Source organism: Pseudoalteromonas sp. 20-MNA-CIBAN-0454 (assembly GCF_040308685.1).
GTDB classification, from domain to species: domain Bacteria; phylum Pseudomonadota; class Gammaproteobacteria; order Enterobacterales; family Alteromonadaceae; genus Pseudoalteromonas; species Pseudoalteromonas nigrifaciens.
This window is the reverse complement of sequence record NZ_JBEOOB010000017.1, coordinates 1-22,106: the sequence shown is the minus strand read 5'-3', so window position 1 is coordinate 22,106 and position 22,106 is coordinate 1. Positions and strand designations below refer to the sequence as shown.

General features: G+C 39.9%; 15 protein-coding genes and 1 rRNA gene. 8 read left to right on the top strand and 8 right to left on the bottom strand.

The genetic code is table 11. The features are described from left to right. Positions 1-14 precede the first annotated feature (14 nt). Positions 15-2,705, top strand: a complete 2,691-nt coding sequence (locus tag AAEZ22_RS09915) for a CHASE domain-containing protein (RefSeq protein WP_352297118.1) — start codon at positions 15-17, stop codon at positions 2,703-2,705. A gap of 127 nt (positions 2,706-2,832) precedes the next feature. Next, positions 2,833-3,834 (top strand): adenosine deaminase, encoded by a 1,002-nt coding sequence (gene add / locus AAEZ22_RS09910; RefSeq protein ID WP_352297116.1) that lies wholly within the window; start codon positions 2,833-2,835, stop codon positions 3,832-3,834. A gap of 96 nt (positions 3,835-3,930) precedes the next feature. Here add and AAEZ22_RS09905 read toward each other — a convergent pair whose 3' ends face one another. The 4 genes from AAEZ22_RS09905 to AAEZ22_RS09890 form a co-directional block, all read right to left on the bottom strand. After that, positions 3,931-4,341 (bottom strand): CBS domain-containing protein, encoded by a 411-nt coding sequence (locus tag AAEZ22_RS09905; RefSeq protein ID WP_352297114.1) that lies wholly within the window; start codon positions 4,339-4,341, stop codon positions 3,931-3,933. 175 nt (positions 4,342-4,516) lie between these two features. After that, a complete protein-coding gene (gene fre / locus AAEZ22_RS09900; protein ID WP_179807250.1) occupies positions 4,517-5,230 on the bottom strand; it encodes an NAD(P)H-flavin reductase in 714 nt (237 codons plus the stop codon). A 100-nt stretch (positions 5,231-5,330) separates the two neighbouring features. Beyond that, a complete protein-coding gene (gene ubiD, locus AAEZ22_RS09895) occupies positions 5,331-6,797 on the bottom strand; it encodes a 4-hydroxy-3-polyprenylbenzoate decarboxylase (RefSeq protein ID WP_011326832.1) in 1,467 nt (488 codons plus the stop codon). 160 nt (positions 6,798-6,957) lie between these two features. Beyond that, positions 6,958-7,239: an MliC family protein gene (locus AAEZ22_RS09890; RefSeq protein WP_011326833.1), complete on the bottom strand. Its 282-nt coding sequence runs from the start codon at positions 7,237-7,239 to the stop codon at positions 6,958-6,960. 140 nt (positions 7,240-7,379) lie between these two features. On the opposite strand from AAEZ22_RS09890, the gene AAEZ22_RS09885 reads away from it, so the two are divergent. Then, entirely contained in the window at positions 7,380-8,285 is a 906-nt protein-coding gene (locus AAEZ22_RS09885; protein WP_086997087.1) for a DUF808 domain-containing protein, read from the top strand. Between the two features lie 88 nt (positions 8,286-8,373). On the opposite strand, the gene AAEZ22_RS09880 is transcribed toward AAEZ22_RS09885, so the two are convergent. Further along, positions 8,374-10,449 carry a TonB-dependent siderophore receptor gene (locus tag AAEZ22_RS09880; protein WP_011326835.1) on the bottom strand — a complete coding sequence of 692 codons (2,076 nt, stop codon included), beginning with the start codon at positions 10,447-10,449 and terminating at the stop codon, positions 8,374-8,376. A 184-nt stretch (positions 10,450-10,633) separates the two neighbouring features. On the opposite strand from AAEZ22_RS09880, the gene dbpA reads away from it, so the two are divergent. Further along, a complete protein-coding gene (gene dbpA / locus AAEZ22_RS09875; protein WP_011326836.1) occupies positions 10,634-12,022 on the top strand; it encodes an ATP-dependent RNA helicase DbpA in 1,389 nt (462 codons plus the stop codon). Positions 12,023-12,052: 30 nt separating this feature from the next. On the opposite strand, the gene AAEZ22_RS09870 is transcribed toward dbpA, so the two are convergent. After that, entirely contained in the window at positions 12,053-12,637 is a 585-nt protein-coding gene (locus AAEZ22_RS09870; RefSeq protein ID WP_352297111.1) for a DNA-J related domain-containing protein, read from the bottom strand. Positions 12,638-12,710: 73 nt separating this feature from the next. Between AAEZ22_RS09870 and AAEZ22_RS09865 the strand changes: the two genes are divergently transcribed. Then, on the top strand, positions 12,711-15,539 hold the full coding sequence (locus AAEZ22_RS09865) for a tetratricopeptide repeat protein (protein WP_352297108.1): 2,829 nt from the start codon (positions 12,711-12,713) through the stop codon (positions 15,537-15,539). Between the two features lie 100 nt (positions 15,540-15,639). Here the strand turns inward: AAEZ22_RS09865 and rho are convergent, their stop codons facing one another. Continuing rightward, positions 15,640-16,899, bottom strand: a complete 1,260-nt coding sequence (rho, locus tag AAEZ22_RS09860; protein ID WP_011326839.1) for a transcription termination factor Rho — start codon at positions 16,897-16,899, stop codon at positions 15,640-15,642. Between the two features lie 184 nt (positions 16,900-17,083). Next, positions 17,084-17,410 (bottom strand): thioredoxin TrxA, encoded by a 327-nt coding sequence (gene trxA, locus AAEZ22_RS09855; RefSeq protein WP_011326840.1) that lies wholly within the window; start codon positions 17,408-17,410, stop codon positions 17,084-17,086. Positions 17,411-17,501: 91 nt separating this feature from the next. Here trxA and rhlB point away from each other — a divergent pair, with 91 nt between their 5' ends. The 3 genes from rhlB to AAEZ22_RS09840 all read left to right on the top strand — a co-directional run. Then, positions 17,502-18,779: an ATP-dependent RNA helicase RhlB gene (rhlB, locus tag AAEZ22_RS09850; protein ID WP_041454311.1), complete on the top strand. Its 1,278-nt coding sequence runs from the start codon at positions 17,502-17,504 to the stop codon at positions 18,777-18,779. 45 nt (positions 18,780-18,824) lie between these two features. After that, positions 18,825-20,318 (top strand): guanosine-5'-triphosphate,3'-diphosphate diphosphatase, encoded by a 1,494-nt coding sequence (gene gppA, locus AAEZ22_RS09845; RefSeq protein WP_089367558.1) that lies wholly within the window; start codon positions 18,825-18,827, stop codon positions 20,316-20,318. Between the two features lie 531 nt (positions 20,319-20,849). After that, positions 20,850-22,106, top strand: a 16S ribosomal RNA gene (locus AAEZ22_RS09840); the annotation flags it as partial.

Here is a 22,106-nt window from a genome sequence, read left to right as displayed (position 1 = left end):
AGGAGCAAAAGGCGATGAAAGGTTTGTTTAAATTGTCTTTTTGCTTAGCTTGCGCTTACTTTATTACAGGCTATTTTAGTAATTTATTGCTTGCTATAGATGGTTTCGCTGTGGCTTCTTGGCCCCCTGCGGGCATAGCTGTAGCAAGCTTTTTGTTATGGGGCCGTAAGTCTTTTTTAGGTATTTTTGTTGGTGCATTACTTACTAGCTTAATTCACCTTGATAATGTTGTTGATATATTAAACTGGCAAGTTTTTTTCCAAGCCGCTGCAATTGCTATCGCTGTTGTTTTTCAAGCATGGCTTGGCGCGCAAATAATAATTAAAGTTATTAAAGCCCCCCTCGATTTATCGTCACTAAAACATAGTGTACAAAGCTTAATTATAGCCGGCCCTGTATGTTGTATTATTGGTGCTAGTGTCGGCACCAGCTTACTTGTTTTTAATAATATAATTGCTCAACATGCCGCGCTAGATAGTTTTATTGCGTGGTGGATTGGCGACAGTATTGGGGTGCTCATTTTTACGCCATTGATGCTGGCTGCATTTAATTACTCAGTGATGCGATACCGGCTACAAGTTATCCTGCCTTCTTTACTTATTTACATTCTTATTAGTGTTAGCTTTTATGGTGCTGCCAGTGTTAAAAAAGAAAAAAACATTCAAAAACAAGAGATAAAAACATTAGCTGTACAAGACTCAATTACTCATAAATTAGATGAAATCTCTGCACACTTGGCTTTACTGGCTACTTTTTTTTCGAGCAGTGAAGATGTGAACTTTAAAGAGTTTCGGCAATTTACGGCAAAACAGTTAAGCTACAGCGAAGAAATATTGGCGTTTGAATGGGTACCGTATGTTCCTAAAAGTGCGCTGTTAGAATATCAAAAAATGACGCAACTAGCCGATGTTGAACATTTTTTTGTAAAAGAAAAATCACCAACCAACCAATGGCAAGCCGTTGCTGAGCGAGATGTATATTATCCAATTAGGTACGCATACCCATTAAAAGGCAATGAAGATGCTATTGGCTTTGATTTAGCATCAAACGACTTTATGCAAGAGGCATTAAATAAGTCAAAAACGCTTAACGAAATGGTCATTAGCCAACCGGTTAAGTTGGTGCAAAATCAGGCTGAGTTAGGGGTGTTATTTTTGCATCCTGTATTTGGAAGTATAGAGACTGAAGATGACTTTAAAGGTTTTGCCGTTGCGGTAGTGAGCTTAAAAAAACTATCGCAGTCGTTGCTTTTTGATCATGAAAACTTAGTTACAGCAAGCTTTTTAGATATTAACAATACCAATAATACCCACGCTATTTATATTGCCAACAACGAGTCAATGGACTTGTTAAAGTCCTACCAGCTACTCATTGGTAACCGTATGTGGCAGGTTGAGTTGCACGAGCCCTTAGTTACAACCTCCTGGTTAATATATTGGTTGGCACAAATAGTGGGGATGCTGTTTGTTTGGTTACTGGTAGCATTTTTAATTTCTGTTACAGGCACAAATGTTCAAATACGCGAGCAAGTTGCTAGGCAAACGCGCACATTACGCCAAGAAAAGCAAAAAGCTGATGAGGCGAGTCAAATAAAAAGCCAGTTTTTAGCGAATATGAGCCACGAAGTGCGCACGCCAATTAATGGTATTAAAGGCTTACACTACTTAGCGTTACAACAAAATGATTGGCAACAAGCCCGTACTTACATAGAGCAAGCTGATGGTGCGTTAGGGGTGTTACTTAGAGTATTAAATGACTTACTCGATTTTTCTAAAATGGAGGCAGGTAAACTTGATTTAATGCAAGAACCCGTAGATATAGGGCGCTTGGCTGAAGAGATAATTAACTTAATACAATTTGAAGTAAATGTTAAGTCGTTAGAAATAAAGCTAGATTATGATAAAAATACAAACTTGATGATTAACACCGATGCTATTCGTTTAAAGCAAGTGCTACTAAATTTACTCAATAATGCGGTTAAATTTACTGCTCAAGGGAGTATTACACTGAAAATTTGGCAATCAAAAACCATGACCTATTTAAGTGTAAGCGATACAGGTATTGGTATTAGTAAAGAGGCACAAAAGAAATTATTTAGGCCTTTTGCTCAAGCAGATAACTCTACGTCACGCCAATATGGCGGTACAGGGTTGGGCCTCAGTATTTGTAAAAAGCTAGTTGAGCTTATGGGTGGCGCTATAGATTTAAAAAGCACTGCAGGGCAAGGTTCAACATTTACCTTTAGTTTACCGCTTAACTCCCCTTTACCTAAAGTAGAGAAAAGTGAGCAAAGCTTTAGTGACGTGGATATAGAAAACGTATCATTTGCGAACAGCGCAGTACTTTTAGTTGAGGATAACCCGTTAAACCAACATGTAGCCACTGCCATTTTAAAAACCAAAGGGTGTGTTGCTGATATTGCTAATGATGGCTTTGCCGCAATTGAAATGTTAACTGAAAAAAGTTACGACATTGTCCTTATGGACATTCAAATGCCCAAAATGGACGGCTTACAAGCAACCAAGGTAATACGTAATGAGCTAGGCTTATTAGATTTGCCTATTATAGGTTTATCGGCTAATGCCCATGATGACGATGTTAAAAAAGCGCTTGCCTGTGGAATGAATAGCTATATAACGAAACCAATAGATGCGAATATTTTGTTTAAAGCTCTTTGGCATTATTTAGCGGCGATAGAAAAATAAAATCATCTGCTTTTTTGCATAAAAAGCAGACATATGGCCTCAAAAGTATATTTTAAATAAACTAGACTTGAATTATTACTATAGCTGCGTATTATGCGCGCAATTTTAACCTAACTGAGTTGCTACTATGATCAATAGAAAACTACCTTTGCTAGATATTCATCGCCATTTAGATGGTAATGTACGAGCGCAAACCATATTAGAACTTGGTCGTCAGTTTAATATAACTTTGCCTGCTGATAACGTTGCAGCACTTATTCCTCATGTACAAGTCATTGATCCTGAGCCGAACCTGATGGCATTTTTACAAAAATTAGATTGGGGTGTAACTGTATTAGGTGACTACGATGCTTGTAGACGTATAGCGATTGAAAATATTGAAGATGCACAAGCCCAAGGGCTTGATTATGTTGAGCTGCGCTTTAGCCCCTACTACATGGCACAAAGCCAAGGTTTACACCCTCAAGGTGTGGTTGAGGCGGTAATTGATGGCATTAAGTCGGCAACCAAAGGCGCTAATGTAAAAGCTAATTTAATTGGTATTTTATCACGCACTTATGGCGTAAAAGTTTGCCAACAAGAGCTTGATGCCTTACTCGCTTTTAAAGACGATTTAGTGGCTGTAGATTTAGCCGGTGATGAAATTGGTTTTCCGGGTGAGTTATTTGTAGAGCATTTTAAGCAAGTACACGACGCATACTTAGCAGCAACAATTCATGCCGGTGAAGCACTAGGTGCACCAAGTATTTGGCAAGCAATTAACGAGCTAGGTGCGAGCCGTATAGGCCATGGCGTTAAAGCAATTGAAGATATTGAATTAATGAACTATCTGCGCGATAAGCGTATTGGTATTGAGTCGTGCTTAACTAGTAATATACAAACCAGTACCGTAAGTGATTTAGCTCAACATCCGCTAAAACAGTTTTTAGATCATGGTATTTTGGCTTGTATTAATACCGATGATCCTGCGGTTGAAGGTATTGAAATTGAACACGAATACTTAGTGGCAGCGCCACAAGCTGGTTTATCACAAGCCGATATAGAGAAAGCGCAAGCTAATGCGCTTGAAATAGCCTACTTAAGTTACAGTGATAAAAAAGCACTGCTAACAATGGCAAGTGCGCGCTAATTTAATATTATTAGTATAAGAAATGCCGCTATTAATAGCGGCATTTTTGTATCTAAATAGCCTGAGTCTAGATGAAATATTTATAAATTAGTGTTTTTAGTGTGTTTGACAAGCTAGGTAGTTATCGTAAAGGGCTTTGAGAATATCGGCTCTGCTGATCATTCCTATTACTTTTTCGCCGTCTACCACAGGGTAGTTTTTCGGTTTACCGGGTCTCATTTGCTCAGCAAGTTCAATAATATTGGTATCGCCATTTACAGTCACGACTTCTGTTTGCATTAGTTGCGATACTTTCACCACCCCATCACAAAAATAACTGTTTTGCATGAGTGGTTTAAGTAGCTCTTGCTCAGAGATAAAGCCAACTAAAAATTTATTGCTATCGAATACTGGGGCACCAAGTAATTTAAATTTGTGCAGCTCTGCAATGGCAGTGGTCATTTCGGTATCTGGGGTAATGTTTGGCAACTTGTGTTGCATAAAGTCTTTTACTTTTGTATTTAGCATATGGGTCTCTCCCGCTGAATGTTCTATACAAAGTATGGTTTATAGATCGACTTTTAGGAAATTGTTTATGTTGATGATGTTGATAGATTTTAACTATTAATTATTTATTCTTATAAAAACAATTAAGGCACCTATTTAGATGCCTTAATATTTGAAATGAGAGCGTTAAGTGCAATTATTTAATAAATGCAAACGCATCTGCGTACATGTTTTCGCGAATAGCACCATGAGCAATAAAATCGTCACGAACTATGCCTATCATGTCAAAACGTCCAGCCATGTAAATATCGTAAGGCGCTAGCGATACTATATCTTGCATTACGGCTTTGTGTACATAACCGGTATGTCCTTGCCAATCAGCCGATGGGTTTTCTACTACCGGAATAAACTGAAAGTTTTTGTGGCTATCGGCCCACACTTGCATTTCGCGGTGTGCATAAAGTGCCGATTCTTCTCTTACGCCCCAGTATAATAATACCGGGCGGTCGCAGCTAATTTCAGCTAGGTGATCAGCCATTGATTTTGCATATGAAAACCCAGTACCGCCAGCAAGTAAAATAATTGGACGTTCACACTGTAAACGAAGTTGCGATATACCTAAGCCTGCTTCTATCTCTATTAGCTGCTTTTCGTTAAGTGCATTGCGTAAATGTTCAAGCGACTGCATTGCATATGTATCGGTTCCCGAAGCGCCAATATGTAACTCTATTTGATCGCATTGTGAAGGGCGGCTGGCAATCGAAAATGCACGCTTGTCATTTTCGCTCAATACAAGATGCATGTATTGGCCTGCTTCAAACGAAACCGGTTGTTGTGGTTTTAAAATTACTTTATGAACAAATTCTGTAAGTGGGCTGATAGCAACAACTTCAGCTTTTAATGTTTGCATTTTTTACCTTTTAGCAGCGCTTTTCATAGCAGATACGCAATAGAATGTGTTGATTCTAGCATATCTGCAGGGTTGTTTTATAGCCTATTGGTCTAGGATATTAGAGAATGTTGAGGCTCTGCCAAATGTCGTCTACGCGATCTTTGGTGGCTTTATCCATCTCAATCGGCTCGCCCCATTCACGGTTTGTTTCGCCAGGCCATTTGTTCGTTGCATCCATACCCATTTTAGAGCCAAGGCCAGAAACCGGTGACGCAAAATCTAAATAATCAATTGGTGTATTTTCTATTAAAGTGGTGTCGCGGGCGGGATCCATACGCGTAGTAATTGCCCAAATAACATCTTCCCAATCTCGGGCGTTAATATCGTCATCGCACACAATAACAAACTTGGTATACATAAATTGACGTAAGTAAGACCACACTCCCATCATTACGCGTTTTGCATGACCAGGATATTGTTTTTTCATGGTAACAATAGCCATGCGGTACGAGCAGCCTTCTGGTGGCAAGTAAAAATCAACAATTTCAGGGAATTGTTTTTGTAAAATAGGTACAAATACTTCGTTTAATGCCACCCCTAAAATAGCAGGCTCATCAGGCGGGCGGCCGGTAAAGGTACTGTGGTAAATAGGGTTTTTACGGTGGGTCATATGGGTTACTGTCATCACCGGAAAGTCATCAACTTCGTTATAATATCCAGTGTGATCGCCATACGGACCTTCAGGTGCCATTTCACCTGGCATTATGTAGCCTTCAAGTACTATTTCGGCGCTTGCGGGTACTTGTAAATCGTTTGATATTGATTTAACTACTTCAGTTTTACTGCCGCGCAGTAAGCCTGCAAAAGCGTACTCGCTTAATGTGTCGGGTACAGGGGTTACTGCACCTAATATAGTCGCCGGATCGGCGCCCAATGCCACAGATACCGGGTACGGTTGGCCTGGATTTTCTTTACACCATTCTTGAAAATCAAGCGCGCCGCCACGGTGAGACAACCAGCGCATAATAATTTTATTTTTGCCTAACAGTTGTTGGCGGTATATTCCTAAATTTTGGCGCTTTTTATAAGGCCCTTTAGTAACGGTAAGGCCCCAAGTAATTAACGGTGCAGCATCACCTGGCCAGCAATGTTGAATAGGCAGCTTAGTTAAATCGACCTCATCACCTTGTAAAATAACTTCTTGGCAGGGGGCTTTTTTTACTTCTTTTGCTGGCATATTAAGCACTTGTTTATAAACAGGTATTTGCCCTAGCGCTTCTTTAATGCCTTTTGGTGGCTCTGGTTCTTTTAAAAAAGCCAAAAGCTTGCCAACTTCACGTAATTCGCTTACATCTTCTTGGCCCATACCCATGGCAACACGCTTGGGTGTGCCAAATAAGTTAGCCAATACCGGAATATCGTAACCTTTAGGGTTTTCAAATAATAACGCAGGGCCTTTAGCACGTAATGTACGGTCGGCTATTTCGGTCATTTCAAGATACGGGTCGATTTCTTGAGTGATGCGTTTAAGCTCACCTCTTTTTTCAAGTAAATCGATAAAATCACGAAGATCTTTGTATTTCATTGTGGGCCGCTATTAAGCAATAAAGTTAAAAGTATTATACCCAAGTAACGTAAAATTGCATGCTCAGTTACTTAGCTATTAGCACTTGGAAAAATACAGTTACTTTGTATCACTAAACTTGCTTTATCACGGTTTAATTTTATTAGTTTTATTGTACTACCTACTGTTGTAGGCAGTGGTATTTTGTCCCTTCAATAATAAGCATGGCTTCGCTATCTTTACTCCAAAACAACACATTTTTATTTATGTATTTATTACCTGAGGCGCTTTTTTCTCGGCTAAGCTGATAAGTATTATTATTAAGTGTTAGTGCTGCTGTTTGCTCATTGATAACGCTAAGCGTGGCTTCTTTTTGATTACATAGATAACGAGTGTTAATTGTGGGCTCATTACAAGCAGATAAGCCTAATACAGTTAATGCGATTATCAGCAGCGCTTTCATTTATATCTCCAGTGCAAACAGCAAGTAATTATCGATATTTGCGTATTAATTTTAATCAGCATAGCAAAGCAAAATTAACCGTTGGTGAAAATTCGGCTTTAAGTTATGTTAATAATATTATTTTTAAGCTAGGTATTTATATGGCAGGTACTAATCTTTTAACCTTATTAGACGACATTACTGTGCTACTAGATGACATTGCAACTATGAGTAAAGTTGCTACAAAAAAAACAGCGGGTGTATTAGGTGATGACTTAGCGCTTAATGCTCAACAAGTTACCGGTGTAGCTGCAGAGCGTGAGCTACCTGTGGTGTGGGCGGTAGCAAAAGGATCGTTTTTAAATAAAGCAATATTAGTACCTGCGGCGTTATTAATAAGTGTGTGGTTACCTTGGTTAATTACGCCTTTATTAATGTTAGGTGGATTATTTTTATGTTTTGAGGGCGCAGAAAAAGTATTTGCCAAGTTTTTGCCTCATGATGATAAAAGCGAAAGTGAGGGCGACAAATTAGACCTAGTAGAATACGAGAAGCAAAAAGTTAAAGGTGCGATTAGAACCGACTTTATACTTTCTGCTGAGATCATAGTAATTACGCTTGGCACAGTTGCAGCTGCTACATTAATAAATCAGGCATTGGTATTGTGTGTTATTGCCATAATTATGACTATTGGCGTTTATGGCTTAGTTGCAGGAATTGTGAAGCTTGATGATGCAGGTCTATATTTACTTAATCAATCTAAGCTATCGGCTAATAAATTTAAAGAAATACTAGGCAAAGGGTTGTTAGCGGCAGCACCACGGCTTATGCAGTTTTTAGCATTTGCAGGTACAGTTGCAATGTTTTTAGTGGGCGGCGGCATTTTAGTGCATGGCATTAAAGCTTTGCATCATATTCAAATAGCGGTAACCAATTATGGGCAAACAATTGTAGGTACTACAGGTGAAGTGCTGGCACCACTTATATTTGATGGCTTATTAGGTGTTATAGCAGGCTTAGTTGTTGTGCTTGTACATTTAGCTTATTTAAAAATATTCAAAAAATAGCGCTAATTCACACCTTACAATTATTGCCTGTTTAACAACCGTATAGTTAAATAAGCCCATACAGTTAAATGTGTATGGGCTGTATTAATTAAAAGCTAAATTGTGCTGCTAAGCGTACGCTCGCGCCTTCACCTATGGTTACATTATTTAAACCACCGCCTGCTAGGTAGTTTGTATCAAATAAGTTTTCAATATTTAGGCGTAAGTTAACGTCGGTATTGTTTAAGTTTATTTTATACGTTGCACCCACATCTACGCGGGTGTAGGCATCTTTAGTAACGGTATTGGCATTGTCGGCAAAGCGTTCGCCTTCGTAAAATGCACCTGCGTTTAATGCAATTACGTCGTTTAATTCATAACGCGTCCATAGTGATGCAGACCATTTAGGGGCATCGGTAGGGCGCTTACCTTGCAATGTTGCGTCGCGCTCGTAGTTGGCATCTAAGTACATAGTTGATGCCATTACAAATAAGCGATCAGTTGCTGCACCTTGCGCCGCTAATTCAAAGCCTTTATGGCGCTGCTCGCCAGCTTGAGTAGTGATGCTGGTTATATTATCAACAGGGTTTACAAGATCTTCGCTCACTAAAGTGCCTGTTTTGCTAATATCAAATAATGCGCCACTGAGCATTAATCGATCGTCAAACAGCTGCCATTTAATACCAATTTCTTTTTGCTCAGAGGTAATCGCATCGAGCTTCATGCCATTATTAACATCGTTTGTATTTACTAGCGTTTCGTTTTGCGGCTCAAAACCTTCAGAGTAACTAGCGTAAATAGTGGCCGAGGCATTAGGGTGATATAGCACACCCACTTTAGGAACAAACGATTCATTATTACTATTTTCTTTACTTTGCTTGTCGTAACGACCGCCTAAAGATAACTGCCATTCTGGTGAGAACGAAATGAGATCTTGCATGTAAATACCGTAATAGTCATAAGCAGATGAGCTAACAGTGTCATCTGTTTTATAGCTTATAGCTGGGCGAAATGGTTCGTTTTGCCCGGCGCTAAAGTCAAATGATTCGGCATTAGTTTTTAATTGGCCATAATAATAATCAAGCGAATTTGCGCCAATTAAAAATTGGTGCTGAATACCAAAGGTTTCAAATTCACCAATAAAGTCAACAAAGGCGGTTTTAAACTGCCAATCATCAAAACGATCGTAAGGGCGTGACGCGTAGCTATCACCTTCGATAAAGTTACTTGGTTTACGAGGTGCTGACTCAAAGCGTTGACGCTCAAATGTTTGCTCGTTGTAACCAAGTTTTACTTGCCAGTTTTCGGTTAAAAACACTTCTAGGTCAACACCTAGGTTTTCTACCGTTATATCTGTAAACGCCCAAGACATATCGCGAATTGTTTTATCGTCGCCAATTACATTGGCATTACTATCAATCCAGGCACCCGTATCTAAACCGGCTTCGTCATCTGTGCGGTCGTAATGTACGCGTACTAAGGCGTTATCGCTAATATCGTAATCAACAATTAATGCACCTAAAAAGCGATCGCGTTCACGGTTTTCACCATTTTGGTATTCACGCCAATAATCAACATCTTGCTTTACTAAAATACCGCGAGCACGTAAATCTTCCGACTCAGTAAGTGCACCGCCCGCATCCAGCATAAAGCGAGTTGAACCATGTTGATCAACATCGGCACTGGCTTTAAATAATGTTTGTGACGTGGGTTTTTTAGTGACCATATTAACCAAGCCACCAGGACCCGATTGGCCATATAAAATACTTGATGGGCCTTTAATAACTTCAACTTGTTGTAATATTTCGATAGGTTGTTGGTAGTGCGACCAGTGCTGATGGCCGTCACGCAAGTAACCTGTAGATGAACTCAGTTCAAACCCACGTAAATTAAATACTTCACGGTTACGTTGCTTTGAACCTGGCGTTAAGCTGGCATCGTTAGTAAGTACTTCACCTAACGTAGTTGCGAGTTGTTCATTTACTATGGTGTCGGTAATAACGGTAACCGACTGTGCGGTATCAAGTAACGAAGCTGACGTTCTCATTGCGCCATTAGCATTGTCTACTTTATAGTCATTAAAATAACTTCCTTTTACTTCTATATGTTCTATATCTGTTGCGTTTGCATAAACACTCGCAGTAGTACTTGCTAGCAGTGCGATAAAAAGTGGGCTTAGTTTCATTAGTTGTTTCCGGGTTGATAGTATTAATGCTGAGTTAATCTTAATGAAAACCAGTATCATTTGCAATGCCTTTTAGTGTGTTTTTTTATAATGCTTAATGGTTGCCAATTAGGAATTCTGCTATTATTAGCAGCATATTGAGTGGGGCTTTTCCCCATGTTATTTTTTTGTATTGGGATTTACTGTGACCACAACTGCTTTTTCATCTTTGGCTTTACCTTCTGGGTTAGTTGATAACTTATCAACACTCGGCTACACCCACATGACACCTGTTCAGGCGCAAAGTTTACCGCCAGTACTGGCTGGAAAAGACATTATTGCTCAAGCAAAAACGGGGTCAGGTAAAACTGCGGCGTTTAGCTTAGGCGTATTGGCTAAATTAAACGTAAAACGTTTTCGTATTCAATCTTTAGTATTGTGCCCAACACGTGAGTTGGCAGAGCAAGTAGCTGTAGAAATGCGCAAATTAGCGCGTGGCATCCATAATATTAAAATACTTACTTTATGTGGTGGTGTATCAATTGGTCCACAAATTGGCTCACTTGAACATGGCGCACATATTATTGTTGGTACACCGGGGCGAGTTGACGATCATATTCGTAAAGGTACTTTGCGTTTAGATGATGTAGAAACGCTCGTATTAGATGAAGCCGACCAAATGCTAGATATGGGTTTTCAAGATACCTTAGATGCAATTATTGAGCGTATTCCCACTAACCGCCAAACATTACTATTTAGCGCTACGTTTCCACGTGCAATAGAAGCTGTTGCAAAGCGTGTGCTTAGCAATCCAGTAATGGTTAAGGTAGAAGAAGAGCAAGCTAAAAGCACTATTAAGCAATACTTCTATAAAATGGATAACAATAAACAACGTTACCCAACACTTAAATTATTGCTGCTTAAATTTACCCCGCAAAGCTGTGTCGTGTTTTGTAATACTAAAGTAGAAACACAGCAATTGTGTGATGATTTAGTTGATGAAGGCTTTAGTGCGGTATCTTTACATGGTGATTTAGAGCAGCGTGATCGTGAGCGTACGTTAATTCATTTTTCTAATAAAAGTGCATCAATACTAGTGGCAACCGATGTGGCCGCGCGTGGTTTAGACATTGACGATATGGATATGGTGATTAACTATCACTTAGCTCACGACACACAAACACATGTGCATCGTATTGGTCGTACCGGTCGAGCGGGTAAAAAGGGTATTGCATGCTCTATTTATGGTGAGGCAGAAGCATTTAAAATTGCACAAATTGGTGACCATTATGAGCGCGATGTGATCCCAGAGCCAATGCCATCGTTTAGCTTATTAGAAAAACCACCATACAAACCAGAAATGGTAACCTTAATGCTTGATTCTGGTAAAAAGCAAAAAGTACGCGCAGGTGATATTTTAGGTGCACTTACCGGTAAAGACGGTATTGCGGGGCGTCAAGTTGGTAAAATAAACGTACTCGACAACGTTGCGTTTGTTGCCGTAGAGCGTAATTCTTCAAAACCGGCACTGCGTAAATTAACCGAAGGCAATATTAAAGGCCGTAAAATACGCGCTCGTCGCCTTACGTGCTAATAGTGTATTGAATAACTAATTCAATAATTACTAATCTACTGAGCAGCTTGCCCTAAGCTGCTCATATTCACACTTTAACTGTTTAAATTTTTCTGCATTACCAACTGCTTTATCTGGGTGACACTGTAACGCCAGTTGCCGCCAACGCTTTTGTACTTCTTTTAGCGTGCTTTGCTGAGATAGTTGCCACTTTATTAATAGCTGTTTATGAGTGTCTAGATCTATTATTTGTGCAGATTTACTGTGTTTGGTAAAACGCTGCCAAAACTGGGTTAAAAGAGTATCGATTTCGGCGCTAGAGGTTTCAAAGTTTTGCCAATCAAGGTAGTAGTCTCGTAGCGGATCGGTGTTTTTTATGAGAGTGTTACTGGCTGTGGTAATAAATTGTATTTGTAAACCACTAATAAGGAGTTGCTGCTTAGGCATAATTTGCTGCTGTAGCTGATAAAGCGCGTTCATAATTAAAAAGTTACGTTTGAATAAATCACGATCAGGGGCAACATCAAGCGTGTTAATCATTTTACGTTGTTGTAATTCTGCTGCTAAAGTATGTACCATCCATACTTTCTTTTGCAAAAGTAACTCAAAAATCTCATCTATCAGTGGGTTAAGCATTGTTTACAATCTAGTTATTAGTGTATCTTGGGTAAATTATCATAGTGGCTACAAAAGTTTCAAGGATGTAATTATGCAGGGTTGGTTACAACGCTTCTTTTTTGTTGGCTTTATGGCTGTATGCAGCATTTTTTCTACATTGAGTTTTTCTGTTACACCAGCCGACTTATTTGAACAATTTAAGTCTGCTGAAAGTTGGTCAGATAAACAAAGCTTTGCCTCTACACTGTTAGCTAAAAAAAACTTACCACACCAACAGCGCATTGCTATATATAGCGACTTAGCTGAACTTGCCTTTAATGCCAACGACCTTCCCCATGCCTTAGAGTATTATAAGTTATTAGAGAGTAGCATCACCTTTAATGAGTTGCCCGATCTGTATTTTAGAGCAATAAAAATGCAAGGTGTGGTGTTGTATTATCAAGGGTTTGTACAACAAGCTGTGGTTGATTATAGCCGGGCTTTAGGGTTAGCCATACGTTTAAAAGGCTCATTAAAACAAGCCAATTTATTAAGTAATATAGGCTTGGCTTATTTTGATATGTATAACATGGAATTAGCACTAGATTATTATCAGCAAGCAAAACTGATCTACGAAAAAGAGGGCAGTGCGCAAGACAAAGCCGATATTTTGCACAATATTGCCGGGATATATATTCGCCTTTCTCGTTACGAATCAGCACTTGAAATGTATCGTGAGGTATTAAAGGTATTTCAACAACTTGGTGATGAAGATGGTGTAGCTCAAGTCTATGGCAATATGGGAGTAGCCTATACTGAGTCAAAGCAATACCAGTTGGCACTGCATTATAATCAGCTGGCACTGCGTTACTATCAGAGCATAAATAATGCATTCCAACTCTCTACTAAGCACGCTAATTTAGCGAGTATTAATCTGCACTTAAATAAATTTGATGTGGCCTTATATCATGCAAAGGCGGCGCAGCAATTTGCACTTGATGCAGGGAATAAATCGTTATTAGCGGCAGCACTGCATGTGCTTGCCACTGCGCAGTTTGCTCAGGGCGATATTGAAAATGCAAAAACAACGTCAGAGCACTCAATTGCATTAGCAAAAGAATATAAAAATGGCATGCGCATTAAAGACGGCTTAGGTATTGAGGCTTTGATTTACTCAAGCTTAGGCGACTTTAAACAAGCGCTGCAATTGCATCAGCAGTATGTTGACTATCAACGTAGTATAAATACAGAAGAGGCTTCAAAGGCAGTTAGTATTTTTCAAACTCAATTTGAAGCAGATAAACTAAACCAAGAAATTAAACAGCTAAAACAACAACAACACTTACAACAACTGCAAATATCTAAACGTTCACAGTTAACTATTCTGCTTGGCATTGTAGCAATTCTTATTTTAATTACAGTAATAGCAATTTACCGTCGCAGAATAGAAAGTAATGCAAAATTACAACTAACAGAGCAAGTAGAGCAACGCACGTTAGAATTACAAAGTGTGGCGCAAGAGCTGCGCGAAGCAAACGATGTTAAAAGTCAGTTTTTAGCAAATATAAGCCATGAAATTCGCACCCCACTCACCGCTATTTTAAGCCAAACCGACGACTTAATTAATGGTTTGTATGATCCTGAGCAGTTACAAGATGAGCTCAAAGTTATTCAGCGTCAAAGCGAGCATTTGAAAAGTTTAATTAATGATGTGCTCGATTTAAGTAAAATAGAAGCAAATCGATTGGAGCTGTCTATTTCTTGTTTTGATATTGTACAAGTGCTGAATGACATACATGGGATGTTTAGCGTACAAGCAAAAGCCAAAAACTTATCCTTGGTATTTGACAACCAACTCGGTAATGAACTGTATACCAGGCTTGATTTAACCCGAGTAAAGCAAATATTAATAAACCTGTGTGCTAATGCAATTAAGTTTACTCACAGTGGCCAAGTTACGATTGTGGCTAATAATACCGAGCAAGGGCTAATGCTTACGGTAAAAGATACCGGAATAGGTATGAATACAGCGCAGCTAAAGCTTATTTTTGAATGTTTTAGCCAAGCAGATAATAGTATTAGCCGTCGTTTTGGTGGTACTGGTTTGGGACTTAGTTTGTCACAACAACTAGCTGCCATGATGGGGGGATATATTAGTGTGCAAAGCGAATTTAAAAAAGGCAGTCAATTCTCATTCTTTGTACCGTGCGTACCAGTAGATAAAAGCGAATGTGCAGTTACAGCTAAAGACAATATAAATGGTGACTATAAAGCGCTAAGCGCTAAAGTGTTACTTGCTGAGGATCATGACGATAATCGCAGATTAATAAGCCGTTATTTACGCGCCATGGGGCTTGACGTTATTGCAGTTGAAAATGGCGAGCAAGCTGTAGAGCAATGTTTAAAAGAGTATCCTGATTTTGTGCTGTTGGACATTCAAATGCCTATTATGGATGGCATTACTGCTTTTGAGTTGCTCAGGCAGTGCGGTTATGAGCAGCCAATATTTGCCTTAACGGCCAATGCAATGAGCCATGAGATCGAGCAGTATTTAGCACTTGGTTTTACTGATTACTTAGCTAAACCAATTGATAAAGAGAAGTTTTATAGCACTATAGCTGAGCATCTCGCATCAATAAAAAATGAGCAAAACAGCACAAGCGTAAATATAGATATGAGTGACTTAGTGACTAGTTTCAAACAAAGCTTATCAATAGAAAGTGAGTTAATTAGCCAGCACTTTAATAGTGGCGACTTTGTTGCGTTACAAAAAGATAGCCATCGTATTTTAGGGGCAGCACAAATGTTTAAGTTGTGCGATATTGCAGACGCTGCAAAAGCGTTAGATGATGCGTGTAAAAGCCCAGAAGAAGTACAAAAAATTGCAGTGTTAGTTGATAAATTACAAGCCTTATTTTTGCACTACAATGAGCATGGTTAAAGCGGTACAGCGCTACTTTTTTGCAGGCAAATAAAAACGCCTAATAATTGAATTATCAATTATTAGGCGTTGTTTATAAGCTTTTAAAACTTATATGGAATTACTGGCGTTTCATCGAATCAAAAAACTCATCGTTGGTTTTGCTCATCGATAATTTATCAATTAAAAATTCCATTGCGTCAATTTCTGACATGTCATGAACAATTTTACGCAAAATCCACAGCTTTTGTAGCTCATCTGGTTTTGTGAGTAACTCTTCACGACGAGTGCCTGAACGGTTAAAGTCGATAGCTGGGAATACACGTCGTTCCGCAATTTTACGGTTAAGATGTAGTTCCATGTTACCAGTACCTTTAAACTCTTCGTAGATAACTTCATCCATTTTAGAGCCGGTATCAATAAGCGCAGTAGCAATAATTGTTAAGCTGCCGCCTTCTTCAACATTACGTGCAGCACCAAAAAAACGTTTCGGTTTATGGAGTGCGTTTGCATCAACACCACCGGTAAGTACTTTACCAGATGATGGAATAACGGTGTTGTAAGCACGGGCTAAACGTGTGATTGAGTCAAGTAAGATAACAACATCTTTTTTATGCTCTACTAAACGTTTTGCTTTTTCGATAACCATTTCGGCTACTTGTACGTGGCGAGAAGCAGGTTCATCAAATGTTGATGCAATTACTTCGCCTTTTACAAGACGCTGCATTTCGGTTACTTCTTCCGGACGCTCATCAATTAGTAATACCATTAATGTTGCATCTGGGTGATTGTGAGTAATCGATTGCGCAATATTTTGTAGTAGCATGGTTTTACCCGCTTTTGGCGGTGCTACTAATAAACCACGTTGACCACGACCAATAGGAGAGGCTAAATCAAGTACTCGGGCTGTAATATCTTCTTTACTACCGTTACCGCGTTCCATACGAAAACGTTCGTTTGCATGCAGTGGTGTTAGGTTTTCAAAAAGAATTTTAGTGCGAGAGTTTTCAGGTTTATCAAAGTTAACTTCATTTACTTTAAGTAAAGCAAAGTAACGCTCACCGTCTTTAGGTGGACGAATAAGGCCTGAGATTGAATCGCCAGTACGCATACTAAAACGGCGAATCTGGCTAGGTGAAACATAAATGTCATCTGGGCCAGCTAAGTAAGAGGCTTCTGATGATCTTAAAAAGCCAAAACCATCTTGCAAAATTTCTAATACACCGCCACCGAAGATATTCTCTCCGCCTTTGGCATGTGATTTTAAAATAGCAAAAATGATATCTTGCTTTCTTAAGCGGGCTACGTTTTCGAGCCCCATGGACTCAGCTAAGTCTACAAGCTCTTTTATAGATTTGTCTTTTAGTTCGCGTAAATGCATATTGGTGGGTTCTTTATTACAGTTGTCATACTCAAAATCGCTTTGTTTGATCGTTGAGTGAGGTTTGTTGAATATAACTAAGGATTAGTTGGCTTTATAAACTAGCAGCTCATTGACACAGCGTCCAGTGTTTATACAAAAAAATAATAAAAAAAGGGCATTAAGCCCTTTTTATTGTTTAAATTTAAAGATTGTTTTCTAAAAACTCGATTAATTGAGTTTTTGAAAGTGCGCCAACTTTAGTTGCAGCAACTTGGCCATCTTTAAAAAGAAGTAATGTAGGGATACCACGAATACCAAATTTAGGCGGTGTACCCGCATTTTGATCGATATTAAGTTTAGCTATGGTAACGCGACCATCAAATTCCTCAGCAACTTCACTAAGGATAGGGGCGATCATTTTACAAGGTCCGCACCACTCAGCCCAAAAGTCTACTAGTACAGGCTTGTCTGATTGTAATACGTCAGCTTCAAAGCTATCGTCAGTAATTTGGATTATTTTCTCGCTCATTGCGCTCTCCGGTTTAGTTAGGCGAAATATTTAGTGCGTATTTAAACACTCTTGTTTCTTATTGCAAGTTTAAACGTTATGCTTAAACGCTATGACTAAGACACATTTGACCGATAAAAAGTTTTCAGACTTTGCTATTGCACCGGAAGTGGTTGCCGGTTTAACCGAAAGTGGGTTTGAATATTGCACACCCATTCAAGCTAAATGCCTACCTTTTATTTGTGAGGGTCGCGATATCGCAGGCCAAGCACAAACAGGTACAGGCAAAACGTTGGCGTTTTTAACTGCCACGTGCCATCGGTTATTACAATCTAGCAAAGCCCCTAGTAAACATCCAAGAGCCCTGATCATGGCCCCTACAAGGGAGCTGGCGATTCAGATACACAAAGATGCAAAAATTTTAGCGCCGCACTGTAATCTTAACTTAGGTTTAGTATATGGTGGCGAAGATTACGAAAAACAACGTGCACAACTAGAAAAAGGCGTTGATATTTTAATTGGTACTACAGGTCGTTTAATTGATCTGTATAAGCAAGGCTGTTACACCCTTAATGAAATTGAGGTAGTCGTGCTTGACGAAGCAGATCGTATGTTTGATTTGGGCTTTATCAAAGATATTCGTTATATGTTCCACCGTATGCCAGATACATCAAAGCGTTTAAATTTATTATTCTCTGCAACGCTATCGTATCGTGTACAAGAACTTGCGTTTGAACATATGACCAATCCTGAGCACGTACAAATTGAACCAGACGTAAAAACCGGTAAACGCATTCAAGAAGAGCTATTTCATCCTTCACAAGAAGATAAAATTAAGCTGCTGCTGACGTTAATTGAAGAAGAGTGGCCTGAAAAAGCCATTATCTTTGCTAACACTAAGCATAGTTGTGAAACCGTATATGCCTGGTTAAAAGCCGATGGACATCGGGTTGGCATGCTTACCGGTGACGTAAATCAGAAAAAACGTCAATCAATTTTAGCTGAGTTTAGTAAAGGCGACTTAGACTTTTTAGTGGCAACAGATGTTGCAGCACGTGGTCTACATATTCCTGAAGTAAGCCATGTATTTAATTTTGATTTACCAGATGATTGCGAAGATTACGTACACCGTATTGGCCGTACAGCCCGCGCTGGCGCGTCTGGTCACGCTATTAGTTTTGCATGTGAACAATATGCTTATAACTTGCATGAAATTGAAGAGTATATAGATCACAGTATTCCTTTATCACATTACGATAAAACAGCATTACTGGATGATTTAACTAAACCTACTATTCATAGAAAGCGTAACTTTTCTACAGGCCCACGTAATCGCAGTAACAACAGCGGACGTCGCCCAAATAATAGTTATCAAAAAGGACGGTCATAAACGACCGTTAGTTTAACTGTAATAGTAATTAGAGGTTTTTGAACGGTGGGGCAACTTAAACCGCAAAAAAATGTATATGCAGTTATTGATTTAGGTTCAAATAGCTTTCATATGCTTATTGCTAAATCAATAGCTGGCGGCCTGCAAACCATAGGTCGTGTTAAACGCAAAGTAAGGTTAGCTGCAGGGCTTGATATAGACAATGTATTAAGCTCAGAAGCAATGCATAGAGGATGGGAGTGCCTAGCGTTATTTGCTGAGCGCTTACAAGACATCCCTAAACAAAACATCACTATAGTTGCCACCGCCACATTACGTTTAGCTAGTAATGCTGATGTATTTAAAGCGCAAGCAGAAAAAATCCTCGGTCATAAAGTTAATGTCATTAGCGGTGAACTAGAAGCGCGCACTATATATAAAGGCGTTGCTCATACCTCATCTTGTACCGGTAGTCAGCTTGTTATCGATATTGGTGGTGCTAGCACTGAAGTGATTATTGGTAAGAACTTTGATGCATTACTTTACAAAAGCCTGAACATCGGGTGTGTTACCTACCTAGAGCGCTATTTTAAAGATTGCAAATTAAGCAATGCAAACTTTAACACCGCAATAAAAGCCGCACGCACTGTCATTGATGAAATTGCATCAGAGTATAAAATTAAAGGCTGGCAAATAGCCTCAGGTGCTTCGGGTACAGTACAAGCAATTCAAGAAATCATGATAGCGCAAAACCTAGATGAGCTATTAACCCTTGAAAAACTCTACACTATCAAAAAGCAATCAATCGCTTATAAAACGATTGCCGCATTAGACCTACCAGGGCTAAGTGAAGATCGCCGTTTAGTATTTGTATCAGGGCTTGCCATTTTAATTGCATTATTTGAATCGCTCGAGATCGAAAAAATGGGATTAGCAGGTGGAGCACTGCGTGAGGGTGTTTTATACAGCATGCTACCAGAGCTGCATAATAGCGATATTCGTAAACGTACAATCGATGGCTTTATCGATCGTTACCATGTTGATCAAAAGCAAGCTAGCCGCGTCGCCAGTCTCGTATTAAACTTAGCATCAGAAGTAAATGAAAGCTGGCCAATAAAAACACTTAATGGGTTGCCTTTATTAACGGCAGTTGCACAGCTTCATGAAATTGGTTTATTGATAGAGTATAAGCAGTATCACAAACACAGTGCTTATATTTTAAAAAATACTGAAATGCCAGGTTTTTCGCAGTCAGAGCATAAAGTCATTGTTGCGGTAGCTAAAGGGCATCGCTCTGATCTTCAAAAAGGCTATTTTGATTCTCTTGGTGCAAATAGTGTACTTGCGCAGTATTTAGTAAGACTAATACGTATAGCTGTCATTTTATGTATGCGTCGCCAAGATGATGTACTCCCTGAGTTTGCGATAACTGTTAAAGACGATGTCTTAAATCTGCAGTTTGAAAATGACTGGTTGAAAAACCATCCATTAATGGCAAGCGAGCTGCAACAAGAATCTAAGCAGCAAGCGAAACTTGGCTGGAAGCTCATAGTAAATTAACTAAACAGGCCCATAAGGGCCTTTTTAGTGTTTAAAATAACCACTTGGTTTAAATATCAAGCGAACAGCGTTTTATTTTAAGTTTTCTTTAAAAAACGCTTGCGTAAAACTGGCTGCGCCCTATAATGCGACCCCACTGAGACGGCAGACAGCAACGCTTAGCGAGGCAAGAGTCAATCAGTGAGTCGAGTAAAACTTAAATTTAGATTTTTATAAAGTTTACATTTAAGTGTTGACAAAAAAATAGGAAAGCGTAATATGCGCAGCCCTAGCGAGATAAAGTTTTACTTTATTGTCGCAACGTTCTTTAACAATATAAAGCAATCATCTGTGTGGGCACTCGTACAGATTGAGTTCTAACAGCCAAGCTTAGTTCGCTAAGTAAGGCAAACAAATTAGAGTCTCAATTGAAAACTGAGTGACCAACAGAAGTAACTTATTTATAAGTTGCTTCGGCACAGTCAATTCAATATCGAAAGATATTAAAATAAATTCAGAATTCATTGAGCTGTCGAAAGACATAAAACTTTTTAATTGAAGAGTTTGATCATGGCTCAGATTGAACGCTGGCGGCAGGCCTAACACATGCAAGTCGAGCGGTAACAGAAAGTAGCTTGCTACTTTGCTGACGAGCGGCGGACGGGTGAGTAATGCTTGGGAACATGCCTTGAGGTGGGGGACAACAGTTGGAAACGACTGCTAATACCGCATAATGTCTACGGACCAAAGGGGGCTTCGGCTCTCGCCTTTAGATTGGCCCAAGTGGGATTAGCTAGTTGGTGAGGTAATGGCTCACCAAGGCGACGATCCCTAGCTGGTTTGAGAGGATGATCAGCCACACTGGGACTGAGACACGGCCCAGACTCCTACGGGAGGCAGCAGTGGGGAATATTGCACAATGGGCGCAAGCCTGATGCAGCCATGCCGCGTGTGTGAAGAAGGCCTTCGGGTTGTAAAGCACTTTCAGTCAGGAGGAAAGGTTAGTAGTTAATACCTGCTAGCTGTGACGTTACTGACAGAAGAAGCACCGGCTAACTCCGTGCCAGCAGCCGCGGTAATACGGAGGGTGCGAGCGTTAATCGGAATTACTGGGCGTAAAGCGTACGCAGGCGGTTTGTTAAGCGAGATGTGAAAGCCCCGGGCTCAACCTGGGAACTGCATTTCGAACTGGCAAACTAGAGTGTGATAGAGGGTGGTAGAATTTCAGGTGTAGCGGTGAAATGCGTAGAGATCTGAAGGAATACCGATGGCGAAGGCAGCCACCTGGGTCAACACTGACGCTCATGTACGAAAGCGTGGGGAGCAAACGGGATTAGATACCCCGGTAGTCCACGCCGTAAACGATGTCTACTAGAAGCTCGGAGCCTCGGTTCTGTTTTTCAAAGCTAACGCATTAAGTAGACCGCCTGGGGAGTACGGCCGCAAGGTTAAAACTCAAATGAATTGACGGGGGCCCGCACAAGCGGTGGAGCATGTGGTTTAATTCGATGCAACGCGAAGAACCTTACCTACACTTGACATACAGAGAACTTACCAGAGATGGTTTGGTGCCTTCGGGAACTCTGATACAGGTGCTGCATGGCTGTCGTCAGCTCGTGTTGTGAGATGTTGGGTTAAGTCCCGCAACGAGCGCAACCCCTATCCTTAGTTGCTAGCAGGTAATGCTGAGAACTCTAAGGAGACTGCCGGTGATAAACCGGAGGAAGGTGGGGACGACGTCAAGTCATCATGGCCCTTACGTGTAGGGCTACACACGTGCTACAATGGCGCATACAGAGTGCTGCGAAC